We start from the raw sequence: 12,894 nt of genomic DNA on the forward strand, positions 1-12,894 counted from the left end.
GGTGTTGATTTCAGGGGATGTCATTTATTTTTACCATGAAGAGCATGAAGAATTTACTGTAGTTACGCTCTACGTTTTTCTTCATTATCTTCATGTCCTTCATGGTAATAAAAGCAAGTTATAAACTGGATAAAGGATCAATAATATGTGTATGCATACAAAACTATTGCAGTTTTATCCGCATCCTTGCGAAAAAGCCTCCGTTAAAGGTCTATATCTTGCCCATCAATTACATGAACTGGGAACAGCCGCATGTCCGTTTGTTTATGCCAATTTTCTGTCGAGCCTGGACGGACGCATTGCGTTGGAAGATACCGCTCATCAAGGCACCTATATCCCCAAACATATAACAACAGCTTCCGACTTTGGCCTGTTTATGGAACTGCATGCTCAGGCGGATTGCCTTATTACCCATGGCGGTTATATGCGGGCCTTGGGCGAAGGACGGTTAGGCAATATCTTGCAGGTCAGGAACAAGGATCTTGTTGAATGGCGCCGGAACCATGGTTTACAGCCTCAGCCTGCCGTGATCATCGCCAGCGCCAGCCTGAATTTTCCGTTGCACGACAGTCTCAAAGAACATGGGCAAGACGTTTATATAGCCACCGGAAGAAATGCCGCACCTGATCGCATCCGTTACTGGCAGGACTTGGGGTATCCCCTACTTTTTACCGGTGGAGACAACATGGTTCACGGCGCGCCTTTGATCGATGCGTTAAGCGGACTGGGTTACCAATCTATTTACCTTATTGCCGGACCGCAAATGCTGGACACTGTCATCCGGGACAAGCAGTTATCAAGGTTATACCTGACCATGACCCACCAGCTAATAGGCGGCAAAGACTTCCGTACCTTATTGACCGGGTCTATGTTGGGACCGGAAGGCAACCTGATACTCGAAGCACTGTACTACGAACAGGACTCGCCGCCCGGATCCGGCCAGTTTTTTATGCAATTCGGCGTGGAGCGATCCACAAGCACAGACACTTAAATTTGATTTTTTAAGGGGAAGCACATGAAACAATGGGTCTGCACAACCTGTGGCTACAACATGATCGGCGATCCCCCGGATGTCTGTCTCTTTTGCGGAGCCCATCGTGATAAATTCCTCGGTTGGGAAGAAGCCGAAAAAATCTATCGCGTCACAGCCACTCAAATCAATGACAGCGTTACCCAGCTGGTTTCGGTGCCCAAACTGGGACTGGAACATGCGGCCTACCGGATTGAAACGGAACATGAGGCTGTCTGGATCGACTGCACTTCCGTATTCAATCGCACACTGGAACCGGTGAGAAAAATATTCTTTACTCACCCGCACTTTATGGGTGCATCCAATCAATACCGCGAGCTCTGGAACGCAAAAGTCTATCTGCATGCCTTGGATGCCGATCATCCCCTCATCAAATCATTTCCTGTCGATGAGCGCTTCAGCAATGACTTTGCGATTGACGGGTTGGCAGCGTATCACATAGGCGGTCATACGCCGGGCTATACGCTTTATATTTATCAGGACGTGTTGTTTATCTGCGATTACGCATTTCCGCCTGGCCCGAAAATGCGTGTAAACCCATTCGGCCCGAAAACCGAAACCTTACAAAGAGCCGGGCGGATATTGAGCATCATTAACCGCAACTCTTTAAAAACCGTCTGCGGCTATAGCTATGTCTGCGATTTCAAAGACTGGTTGCCCGATTTTGAACGTGCCATTAAACATTAAAACCTCCAGCCACTTAACCGATTGCGGATAATGAAAATTCTTACCGTTACTGACATCCTGAAACTGATACAGATCACTGGTTTGGAAAATTTCTTCAAGCGCGTTATTGCCGATTTAGAGGAAGATTTCGGGCGTTGGAATGAATTTATTTTATCGCCGCGTCACGGAACCTATTATCCTGATGGCGTCATTGAATTGATGCCCTGTGCAGACCGGCAGTACTATGCATTCAAATATGTCAACGGTTATCCCGGCAATCCGCTTAAAGGCAAGCTCAATGTTGTGGCCATAGGACTTTTAAGTGATGCCGATGACGGTTACCCGTTAATGCTCAGTGAAATGACTTTGTTGACCGCGTTCAGAACAGCGGCAACGGGCGTTCTGGCGGCAAAATACCTCGCCCGTGAAGAGGCAAAATCATTAGCCATTATCGGCACCGGAGCGCAGGCGGAATTTCAGGTACTGGCATTCGCCGGTTTTTTTCAACTGGAAGAAGTCCGCTTTTTTGATACCGATCCGCAGGCGATGGTCAAATTCTCACGAAATCTGATCGAGCAAGAGTTCAGGTTAATTCCTTGCGACAGTATCGTCGAAGCCGTGCGTGATGCCGATATTGTGATAACGGCGACCGCCGCCAAAAAACGGCAGTCCTTGTTTGAATTCGAGGATATTTCACCGGGCGCATTTATCTATGCAATGGGCGGCGACTGTCCGGGTAAAACCGAGCTATCTGCCGAATTCCTGCATCAGGTCAAGCTGGTGGTTGAATACAAACCGCAAAGTCTGGTGGAAGGGGAGGTGCAGCAATGCGCAGCCGATCTTATCTATGCCGAATTATGGGAACTGGTCTGCAAGCATAAGCCCGGAAGGCAGAATAATGACGAGATTACGCTCTTTGATTCAGTCGGTTTTGCTTTGGAGGATTACTCCATACTTCGGGTTGTTTATGAACTGGAAAAAGAACATCAATTGGGTACAGAGTCGGCTTTAATACCCGAACTCAATGATCCTAAAAACTTGTTTGGCTTTTTGAATCCTTGAAATATTGTGTTTTGAATGTCCCACTGCTCAAGCTCATGAGCTGTTGGCATTCAGTGCATAAAAATCTGGCAATTCGCAGTAAACTCCCTAGATTGGTGATACTACCTATTGATTCAAGACATCGATTTCTTTAATCTGTGATTATTCAAAAAGCAGTATTCTCGGTACGAGCCTATTGTTTTACACAGACCCAAATGGAGAATATCTATGACTGACCTGACTGGTAAAACGTGTGAAGTATGCAGAATTGGCGCACCATTGGCTACTCAGGCGGAAATTGACGAATTTATGCCGCAATTACAAGCCTGGGAGCTTGTTGAAATAGACGGCATCAAGCGCTTACAAAAAACCTTCAAGTTCAATAACTTTGCAAACGCTCTGTCATTTACCAATAAAATCGGCGCACTTTGCGAGCAAGAAGGCCATCATCCGGCTATTTTAACGGAATGGGGCAGGGTGACGGTGACCTGGTGGTCCCACAAGATAAAAGGACTGCACGTTAATGATTTTGTCATGGCGGCCAAGACTGACGCTTTACTGTAAGGTCTCGCCGTAGAACGCCTCAATAATGTCTTTCATCAGGTGTAAAGTTTTATTTTCAGAGTCTTTTTCCGGATTAAATTCGCTGATTTCCAGGCCGCATATTTTTGGATGCCGATTAATCAACGAAAGCGCTTCGAGCAGTTCTACGGCTTTGATACCGCCCTGAGCAGGCGTTTCAACGCCGGGAGCATCGTCAGGATCGATAAAATCCAAATCAATGCTGATGCCGATAACCTCACAAGACAGGCTGAGCTTATCGATGGCTTTAATTAACACTTGGGCCAGCCCATCAATCTGTCTGGAAAAAACGATTTCTACCGATGCGTGCTTTAACAGATCGTATTCCTCATGTTCATAATTTCGGACGCCTATCAGAATGAGGTTTTCCGGATTGATGAAATCGGAACCGGGATACATCGCCGCCAGTTTTTTGTCCGCTCTTCCAAGCAATGCAGCCAGCGGCATGCCATGAATATTGCCGGATGGTGATGTAGCAAAGGTGTGCGCATCCATGTGTGCATCCAGCCAGATCAGGCCGAATTTACCGGGCTGCTGCAACCCATTTAGCACGCCGCCCCAGGTTCCCAACGCACAGGAATGGTCGCCGCCGATAACCAGAAAAGCCTGGTTTTGTTCTGTCCAGTATTGAGTAAACCGGCTTATCGATTGATTAAGCGCGGATAATTTTTCCTCCTTTGATCCGTGATTTTGGGGATGAATCATATGCCACTGGAGCTTCAGGCGTTGTTGTTCAGGTTGTTGCCTAGCAAACTCATCGTGCAGCATTTCCGCCGCATAGCCGCATGTACGCATTGGCCCGCCCAGACACGATGCTACGCCTAAAGTTTGTAATATAGCCATAATAGGAGGATATAGGTTTTGAAGTTTCTGATAATAACAGAACCCCCTGTAATTCTTATCATCACCTTCGCGGATAGGAGGCAATAAATATGAATCAGGATAAAGCCATTGTAACGTTTATTACGATGGAGCCTGTCCCAAATGCGTCAATGACAGGTCGATCCATGAAAAACTTGCCGGTAAGGCGGGCGAAAACGTCTGCTGGATCGATATCACCGACAGAAAGAGCAACTGAAGGAAAAGGGGACGTTTCCCTTTTTACACGGTTATACTTTGAATATTCATCCGGCCGGAGCCACTATGTCAACAGAAGCGGCTATAACCATTCAGCAACTGAGTAAAAGCTATCAGGAGTCGGGGCAGCGGCATCAGATTTTCAAGGACTTGAATCTGCAGGTGAGCAGCGGCGAGTTTATTGTTTTGCTAGGCCGCAGCGGTTCCGGTAAATCGACTTTTTTAAATCTGGTCAGCGGCATCGATCAGCCGGACAGTGGCGAAATCATTATTAACGGCATTCAATTAACCGGTCTTTCCGAACATGATCGCACCTTGTTTCGCCGGCATCATATCGGTTTTGTGTTCCAGGCTTATAATCTGATTTCTACATTGACGGTTGGTGAAAACCTGCTGTTGCCTCTGGAGCTGATCAAGCGCACGAGCCGTCAGGAGCGGAATAATGTTGCCTCACTACTGGAGCAACTCGACCTCGCTGATCGTTATGACACCTACCCCGACCGCCTATCCGGCGGGGAACAGCAACGGGTCGCGATTGCCCGCGCGCTGATTCACGATCCGGATGTCATTCTTGCCGATGAGCCGACCGGTAATCTGGATCTGGATACCGGGCAACAGGTGCTGGCGTTGTTCGATACGCTGGTAAAAAAAGCAGGTAAGACCCTGATCATGGTGACCCATAGCCCTGAGGTACTCGGTAAAGCCGACCGGATTTTTTCGATCCGCAACAAGTCGCTGGTTATCGCCAGGGATGGTGTGTATGCCGCAAGCTTGTAGGGAACAAGCGCGGCGATCGCCAGGGATGGTGTGTATGCCGCAAGCTTGTAGGGAACAGGCGCGGCGATCGCCAGGGATGGTGTGTATGCCGCAGGCCTGCCAGGAACCGGCGCGGCGGTTGAGGGTTAGCCGGTGAGCTCTGTTCTAAATCGCGCCAGCCGTAATTTTTTATGGCGGCATCCCTGGCAGCTGGCGCTGGCGATTGTGGGCATAGCGCTGGGCGTAGCAGTGGTAATTTCCATCGATCTGGCGATGGCAAGTTCGCTCAATGCTTTTGATCAGGCAGGCAAAGCATTTTCCGGGGTGGCAACCCACAGGATTGTTGCCGGCGATGGCGGTCTTGATGAAAAACTGTATCGGCGGCTCAGAGTCGATGAGGGTATACAAAAACTATCGCCGGTAGTGAACGCTTATGTTTTTGCGTCAAAACAAGCTGATGCCGGTTTCAACCTGATTGGGATCGACCCGTTCGTTGAAAAATCATTTCAATCGATCTGGCAAACCCGGCAAAATGAAGACACAACCGCAGGTTTGTCAGCCCGTTTGATCATCGAGCCGAATACCGCGCTGATCAGTGAGCAAACCGCATCGCGGTTGGGCCTGAAGATCGAAGATGATTTAACTATCGATACTGATCATGGCGAGCGCCGGTTAAAAATTATCGGATTATTATCGCCAAACAATGCTGTATCCGAGCAGGTTTTGTCCCGGCTGATCGTTACCGATATCGCCACTGCTCAGGAGGTATTGGAAATGTTTGGGCGGCTCAGTTCCATCGAAGTGCTGATCGATAAACATCAGCCTGATGCCGCACCTGCTCCCGGCAGGTCTGCGGCATACACTCCATCCCTGGAGATAATACGTAAGACGCTACCGGGTAATGCCTTGCTAGTCGCGGCAGAAAGCCAGTCGCAAGCCATGCGGGAAATGACCCGGGCATTTTCGATCAATTTAAAAGCATTGGGATTGCTTTCGCTGCTGGTGGGCATGTTCCTGATCTATAACACGATGACTTTTCTGGTTATGCAGCGTCGGCGTTTGATCGGCAGTTTGCGTTCAATCGGCGTAACCCGGAGGCAGATTTTTATTGTGATTATCGGCGAAGCTTTGTTATTGGCGGCCATCGGCACCCTGATCGGCATCGTGCTGGGCATTGCTCTCGGACAGGGACTGTTGTATCTGATTTCGGGAACCATCAACGCCATTTATTTTCGTATCGATGCGGCCTCATTAATGATCACGCCTTTACAATTAGGCAAGGGCGCCTTGTTGGGAATTACCGCTACACTGCTGGCGGTTTTGCCGCCTGCGTTTGAAGCGACGCGCATATCGCCAGTAACGGTATTGGTTCGATCGCAGCTGGAATCGGGCATACGCCGCTTAATCAAAACCGCGAATCTGATTAGCGGGGTATTTATACTCGGCGGCATGGCGCTGGCGTTAATGTCCGGCAAAAGCATCGTCTTGGGTTTGGCCAGCATTTTCCTGCTGCTGTTTGGATTTGCCATGATGACTCCCGCCTTGACGCTGATGTTTATGAAGCTGATCGAACGTGTATTCGGGCGATTTTCAGGCATTTTAGTCCGCTTGCCGGCACGCATGGTTTCCGCTGAAATCAGCAGAACAGGCATCGCCATCGCCGCGTTAATGATTGCCGTTTCCGCGATGATAGGCATGGATTTGATGATAGGCAGCTTTCGCCAGACGGTTGCGGACTGGCTGCAAACCAGTCTCCGCGCCGATCTTTATGTCTCCTTGCCGGGTGAGAAGATGCCGGATGCCAAGGCGCAAGAGGATCATCGCTTAAAGGCGAAGCTGGCCGAACTTCAGGGCGTAAAAATACTCAGCAGTGTATTACACACCAACATTGTTATCGCCAGGGATGGTGTGTATGCCGCAGGCCAGTCGGGAACTGGCGCGGCGATAGCCAGGGATGGTGTGTCCACAAGCCTTCCGGGGACAGGCGCGGCGGCGGAAAATGACTTTACTAAAGTATCGGTGTTTGAGCTGAATGAAAAATCCAGACCGGGCTTTATCTTTAAACATCAGACGGATAACAAACTTTGGGACCGGTTTGAGCAGCAACAGACGGTCATAGTCACCGAACCCTATGCCTATCACCATGGCGTCAAAATTGGCGATAAAATTCGGTTGCAGACCGATCAAGGCAATGAGCCTTTTGAAGTGCTAGGTATTTATGTGGATTACAGTGGCGATCAGGGACATCTGGCCATGAGCCGCCGGAATTATCAGCATTACTGGCCGGATTTGGGGTATTCCGGCATCGGCGTTTATGCCAAGGACGGCGTCGACTTGCAACAACTGGAAAATCAGATCAATAAACTCCTGACAGGGCAACAGTCGGTTCAATCCGATCAGGCGATTTATCAAGCTTCAATGGCGGTATTTGAACAGACCTTTACCATTACTGAAACATTGCGCTGGCTGTCAGCCGCTATCGCTTTTGTCGGCGTGTTCAGCGCGTTGATGGCATTACAGTTTGAGCGAACCCGGCAACTGGGCATTTTGCGGGCCATAGGCATCACTTCCGGGCAACTGGCTGTGCTGATTACCGGTGAAACCGGTTTGATGGGACTGGTCGCCGGCCTCATTGCCGTTCCGGTCGGTTATATCGTCGCTTATATGTTGATTTTTGTGATTTACCAGCGCTCATTCGGCTGGACGATGGCGTTTCATTTTAATCCTGGGGTGATCTACCAGGGCCTGGCTTTGGCGGTGATTGCAGCAACGCTGGCCGGCATTTTGCCCGCGCTAAAAATGGCGCAAACCAAGCCCGCAGAGGCGTTGCGGTCAGAATGAAGGGGCGGCGGATTTTTTTGGGTTTGATCATGCTGCTGGTTATCCTGGCGGTGATTGTTTTATGGCGGCCTTCGCTGTTTCCATCCGACATCGAACTTGTTGCCGATCAATCTTTCAGTAAAACAGCCGCCCAAAAAGACAAATCGTTCAGCGAGCTGTTATCCGAAGACGATGCAGATTTTGCCCGTGCCTTAAAGCCTCAAAAGTTCTCATTCCCACTCGATCACGGCGCGCACAACCCCTACCGGACTGAATGGTGGTATTTTACCGGCAATCTGGAAAATCCCGATGGCAGGAAATTCGGCTATGAACTGACTTTTTTCCGCTTTGCGCTTTCGGCGAAGACCCTTTCATCCCGGTCTGTCTGGCGAAATAATCAACTGTACATGGCCCATTTGACGCTGACCGATGTCAAAGAAGGCCGCTTTTACACGGATGAACGTTTCAGCAGGGCGGGCAATGAACTTGCCGGTGCAGCCGATAACAAGTATCAGGTTTGGCTGTATGACTGGTCGGCAACGGCAGAGGGCAAGGTGGATTTTCCGTTGCGCTTGCGGGCTAAAAGCGATGAATTTGCCATTGATCTGCTATTAAACACGCAAAAAAGCCTGGTTTTACAGGGAGAGCAGGGCTTAAGCCGGAAAAGCGCTGAACCCGGCAATGCCTCCTATTATTACTCCTATACCCGATTGCCGACTCAGGGCACTCTGAGCATAGCCGGCATTAATCATTCAGTAACAGGTAATAGCTGGATGGACCGGGAATGGAGCACCAGTTCCTTGTCAAAAGAACAAAGCGGCTGGGACTGGTTCGCTTTGCAGTTCTCCGATAACAGCGAACTAATGTTTTATCGATTAAGGCGCAAAGACGGTCAACAGGATAGCAACAGCGCCGGCTCTGTCGTTCTGGCGGACAGTACGAAAGTGCCGCTGAAAGTGCAGGACGTCACGATAAAAACTCTCGATACCTGGCGCAGTCCTCATTCAAAGGTTAATTATCCGTCGCAGTGGCGGTTATCCGTGCCCAGCCAGAAACTTGAAGTCGATATCGTCCCGTTAATAAATGACCAGGAACTCAATGTCAGTTACCGGTATTGGGAAGGCGCGGTCCGCATTGACGGAACCAAAAACGGTAAAGCGGTTTCAGGGCAGGGCTATGTTGAATTGACCGGGTATTAATGAGCGCTGAGTCTAATGCGGTTTCCAGGATGAAGAAGATTTTATTAAGGCGATGCTCCTTATCTCGACTGCGCCTATAAATTGCAGGAATATGCCGGAATTGCCCGGCGCAAGTGCTCGGAAGGAAAAGCTACCTGGCCCGGACGCAAACAGGCTTATCGCAGCTATGATAGCGGCGCTATGTCCGGCGATACCGTTAACGTTGACAATGCGCCTTATGCAGGCCAACCCTTATTGCAATTGGTTATGCAGGGCGGAAAGACTGTAGCCGGGCAGCCTATGCTTGTCGAGGCCAGGGAATATGCTTGATGCCAATTGAATAGTTTGCCCATGTTATTGCGTCAATTGAGCAATGCCCCGGAATATCCGGTGATAATTTCTGCCGAACTGCAAGCGCTGGCGAAAACAGTAGATGAACGAAACACAGGTTGAAAACCCTCATGGTGTTTTGATATCAGGTTCAAAATTAGTTGTAAAACTCTGAACTTGATCTGACAGTTTCAAAATATTTGCTTGAATTGAACTGACACTGACGGTCTCAGTTCGGTCAGGAGCAGTCATTGACAGATCGATATTGTTTACAATTTAAATACGTAACAAGGCATTAGAATGCCAAAGCAACTGATTTTTTAGTACGTTTAGGTATTTATACGAATTGTGTATTTAATTTGAAGTGTTATGGTTTCTTAACGGTTGAAATGGAATGGCGCTTTTAAACTATAGATGACCCTCAGCAGCCAATTGCGGACATTCGGTTTACATCTATGTTATCCGAAAACTATTTTTATGCACATTGAAGTGTTAACGCCGCTCGTCGCGCGGACTGATAAGGAGGCACGACCCTATCTTCGTCCAATAGACTGTCTCCACGCTTCTGGCTTAATCGCAGCCGTAGTTTCCTAATCGATTGAACAAAGGAGGAACACCATGAACATTCTGATGGTACTGACGTCTCATGACACACTTGGGAATACAGGGGGGAAGACGGGGTTCTGGCTGGAAGAATTCTGCGCCCCTTACTATACGTTCCTTGATGCGGGTGCTAGCGTTACGGTCGCTTCCCCAAAAGGCGGTGAACCGCCGCTCGACCCCAAGAGCGACACACCCGAGGGGCAGACCGACCTTACACGCCGATTTAAGAACGATCCTAAAACGCAGGCCGTACTAGCCGGCACGACGAAATTGTCCGACGTGAAGGCGCAGGATTACGACGCGATCTTTTATCCGGGCGGTCACGGTCCGATGTGGGACTTGGCTGAAGATCCAATTTCGAATACCTTGATCGAAACCTTTTACAACGCAGGCAAACCCGTCGCGGCGGTCTGTCATGGTCCTGCTGTATTGCACCACGCAATGTTTAACGGCGAACCGATAGTGAAGGGGAAACGCGTCACAGGCTTTACAAACTCTGAAGAAGAGGCCGTTCACCTCACTGAGATAGTGCCGTTTCTGGTCGAGGACAAACTCAAGCGCCTAGGCGGCCACTTCGAAAAGGTCGCCGACTGGCAGAGTTTCGCGATCGCCGATGGCCACCTGATCACCGGGCAGAATCCGGCGTCTTCAACAGCGGCGGCCCAGCAACTCATCAAGCTGCTGGCGTCGACTCCGGTAGGCATAAGTTGATCCGCCGGCCTTCCGCAAAGGCAAATTCGACTTTTGGCTTATTCGCTAACCTATGAATAATTATATAATTTTTGGGCTGGCGTGTAATATCCGATAGTATGCAGCTCCGTATTAATGACGCGGCATACGTTTCTTAGTATTTTTTTCAGTTCCCGTACAGCACAAAGGAGAATAAAAATGGCATTAAGAATAAATGATGAAGCACCTAATTTCACAGCCGCCACAACGCATGGAATCATTAATTTTCATGAATGGATTGGTAATGGATGGGCTATCTTATTTTCTCATCCCAAGGACTTTACGCCGGTGTGTACCACTGAGCTGGGCTATATGGCAAAGCTAGAGCCTGAATTCACGAAACGAAATTGCAAGATTATTGGTTTAAGCGTTGATCCAGTGGATAACCACTCCAGATGGGTAAAAGATATCGAAGAAACACAAGGCTGTGCTGTTAATTATCCGATGATTGGCGATACTGATTTGGCAGTGGCGAAGCTTTATAATATGTTGCCTGCTGATGAGGCAGGTTCGTCAGAAGGCCGAACAGCAGCTACAAATGCAACGGTTCGTTCCGTTTTTATCATTGGACCAGACAAAAAAATTAAGCTGATGCTTACCTACCCTATGACAACTGGGCGTAACTTTGACGAAATTCTGCGGGTTTTAGATTCAATGCAGCTAACGGCTAAGCACAAAGTCGCTACACCAGTTAATTGGAAAAACGGTGAAGATGTCATTATTGTCCCATCAGTATCCGATGAGGAAGCAAAAGGAATGTTTAAAGAAGGTTGGAAAACACTAAAGCCATATCTGCGTTTGGTTAAGCAACCGCACTAGCAGGTTATTCCAGCGGTCAGCCTCTGGTGTCTCCTGGAGACGCTACGTTAACTTATAAATCCTGCCATTTATATGGTTAAAAACTTATAACATTAGACATTTCGATACGGACTGTCTAATGTTTTCAGCGACCGCTTAAGATCGAACTGCGACAGCCCCGTAGGTCGGGCAACAGCTTTTCGTTGCCCGACATTTTGATGTGTGTGAATGTCGGGCATAAACAGCTTACCCGACCTAAGTGACTTATTTTTAACCAAAACAGAAATAAAGGTTTTTCAATCCCTCTACGCCGCTTTGTTGATACAACTGAAAGTAATCGCGCAAAGTACGTTCATAAATGCCCACCAATAAGGCGATCTTATTATTAGGCAGTCCACGGCTTTTTAGCCACAATGCTTCCAGGCGCCTACGTACTAACGGTATGGGGTGGGTCTGCCTTTCCTTTTTTAAAATATCTAATGTTTCCGGAGTAAATTCAATATCTGCTGTCATCATAATTCTTTTGCCAAAGAGCTTTAGTACGCTGGTGAATCGATTGAGTAATAAATAAAAAAGTGGGGGCGAAAATGCTTTGCTACCACTGAGGCCTTACTCATAGGGCATATAGCTTAAGCAATAATTTGGCGTTTTAGAATATGTACGAACACCTAGAAGGCGTATAGGAAAGCGTAACAGTAGTGGAGCCGCAAACAAAACACCTCAAATTACCCTCAATAAATCAATACGATTTCATAGGGGTTGCCAATAATTCGTTATTTTTCGGCGTCTCAAATAGCGTCAAATCGTCCATGTTCTTGGCAGAAACTTAATTTTTCCAACAACGCTGTTCAAAAGGATACTATTACTCGATGTTCAAGTTTTTAAATTTTTTGCAGCCTGATTTTTGGAAAATTATCCAGCAGCACGGTACTGTAGCGAAACCGTCGACCCTAAACGCCCCAAATCCCTCCCAACCATATGTTTTCCAGAAGGCATTAACTGAAAAACCTCATCAATAAGTCCAGCCAATTCTTTGAGCTTAGCCGCAGGATTCTTATCCTCTAACAAGGCTTTGATAAATTCAATCAGCACCTCCATTTGAGATTTTCTTTGCAGACTGCCTACGGTATACGCGGGCAGTTTGTTTTCTATAGACTTCCAGAAAATTAATTTCCAAAACAGTAAAAAACTCCTTTGAAGATATACTTATTTCTACTGAAAAAACTTAAAGGAGCACTTAAAATCATAACGCTAAGCTTTTCGAATTCAATTGTACAAAAACTG

13 protein-coding genes are annotated in these 12,894 nt (G+C 48.0%); 10 read left to right on the forward strand and 3 right to left on the reverse strand.

The annotated features are described in order from the left end of the window. Positions 1 to 145 precede the first annotated feature (145 nt). From RW114_RS11985 to RW114_RS12000, 4 genes are all read left to right on the forward strand, one after another. Positions 146 to 991 carry a RibD family protein gene (locus RW114_RS11985; RefSeq protein WP_340122990.1) on the forward strand — a complete coding sequence of 282 codons (846 nt, stop codon included), beginning with the start codon at positions 146 to 148 and terminating at the stop codon, positions 989 to 991. A gap of 24 nt (positions 992 to 1,015) precedes the next feature. Further along, on the forward strand, positions 1,016 to 1,717 hold the full coding sequence (locus tag RW114_RS11990; RefSeq protein WP_340122991.1) for a rubredoxin-like domain-containing protein: 702 nt from the start codon (positions 1,016 to 1,018) through the stop codon (positions 1,715 to 1,717). A 30-nt stretch (positions 1,718 to 1,747) separates the two neighbouring features. Further along, the gene (locus tag RW114_RS11995) at positions 1,748 to 2,758 is read left to right on the forward strand and encodes an ornithine cyclodeaminase (protein WP_340122992.1); all 1,011 of its coding nucleotides are present in this window, start codon (positions 1,748 to 1,750) and stop codon (positions 2,756 to 2,758) included. A 207-nt stretch (positions 2,759 to 2,965) separates the two neighbouring features. Continuing rightward, positions 2,966 to 3,301, forward strand: coding sequence for a 4a-hydroxytetrahydrobiopterin dehydratase (locus tag RW114_RS12000; protein ID WP_340122993.1), 336 nt, complete (start codon positions 2,966 to 2,968; stop codon positions 3,299 to 3,301). On the opposite strand, the gene RW114_RS12005 is transcribed toward RW114_RS12000, so the two are convergent. Beyond that, positions 3,293 to 4,162 carry an arginase gene (locus RW114_RS12005; protein WP_340122994.1) on the reverse strand — a complete coding sequence of 290 codons (870 nt, stop codon included), beginning with the start codon at positions 4,160 to 4,162 and terminating at the stop codon, positions 3,293 to 3,295. The two genes, RW114_RS12000 and RW114_RS12005, sit on opposite strands and share 9 nt — an antisense overlap. 300 nt (positions 4,163 to 4,462) lie before the next feature. Between RW114_RS12005 and RW114_RS12010 the strand changes: the two genes are divergently transcribed. The 6 genes from RW114_RS12010 (at position 4,463) to RW114_RS12035 (ending at position 11,631) form a co-directional block, all read left to right on the forward strand. Continuing rightward, positions 4,463 to 5,173 carry an ABC transporter ATP-binding protein gene (locus RW114_RS12010; RefSeq protein ID WP_340122995.1) on the forward strand — a complete coding sequence of 237 codons (711 nt, stop codon included), beginning with the start codon at positions 4,463 to 4,465 and terminating at the stop codon, positions 5,171 to 5,173. 132 nt (positions 5,174 to 5,305) lie between these two features. Then, the gene (locus tag RW114_RS12015; protein WP_340122996.1) at positions 5,306 to 7,993 is read left to right on the forward strand and encodes an ABC transporter permease; all 2,688 of its coding nucleotides are present in this window, start codon (positions 5,306 to 5,308) and stop codon (positions 7,991 to 7,993) included. A 29-nt stretch (positions 7,994 to 8,022) separates the two neighbouring features. Beyond that, complete coding sequence (locus RW114_RS12020; protein ID WP_340122997.1) at positions 8,023 to 9,171, forward strand: lipocalin-like domain-containing protein; 1,149 nt, start codon at positions 8,023 to 8,025, stop codon at positions 9,169 to 9,171. A gap of 81 nt (positions 9,172 to 9,252) precedes the next feature. Next, a complete protein-coding gene (locus RW114_RS12025; RefSeq protein WP_340122998.1) occupies positions 9,253 to 9,480 on the forward strand; it encodes a hypothetical protein in 228 nt (75 codons plus the stop codon). A 618-nt stretch (positions 9,481 to 10,098) separates the two neighbouring features. Beyond that, positions 10,099 to 10,794, forward strand: coding sequence for a type 1 glutamine amidotransferase domain-containing protein (locus RW114_RS12030; protein ID WP_340122999.1), 696 nt, complete (start codon positions 10,099 to 10,101; stop codon positions 10,792 to 10,794). A 177-nt stretch (positions 10,795 to 10,971) separates the two neighbouring features. Beyond that, complete coding sequence (locus RW114_RS12035; protein ID WP_340123000.1) at positions 10,972 to 11,631, forward strand: peroxiredoxin; 660 nt, start codon at positions 10,972 to 10,974, stop codon at positions 11,629 to 11,631. Positions 11,632 to 11,880: 249 nt separating this feature from the next. Here the strand turns inward: RW114_RS12035 and RW114_RS12040 are convergent, their stop codons facing one another. Together RW114_RS12040 and RW114_RS12045 are read right to left on the reverse strand one after the other, a co-directional pair. Next, the gene (locus RW114_RS12040; RefSeq protein ID WP_340123001.1) at positions 11,881 to 12,123 is read right to left on the reverse strand and encodes a helix-turn-helix domain-containing protein; all 243 of its coding nucleotides are present in this window, start codon (positions 12,121 to 12,123) and stop codon (positions 11,881 to 11,883) included. A 399-nt stretch (positions 12,124 to 12,522) separates the two neighbouring features. Further along, positions 12,523 to 12,708: a hypothetical protein gene (locus RW114_RS12045; RefSeq protein WP_340123002.1), complete on the reverse strand. Its 186-nt coding sequence runs from the start codon at positions 12,706 to 12,708 to the stop codon at positions 12,523 to 12,525. Between the last annotated feature and the right edge of the window lie 186 nt (positions 12,709 to 12,894).

Origin of the sequence: Methylobacter svalbardensis, assembly GCF_037671525.1 — a bacterium.
Lineage (GTDB): Bacteria > Pseudomonadota > Gammaproteobacteria > Methylococcales > Methylomonadaceae > Methylobacter_A > Methylobacter_A svalbardensis.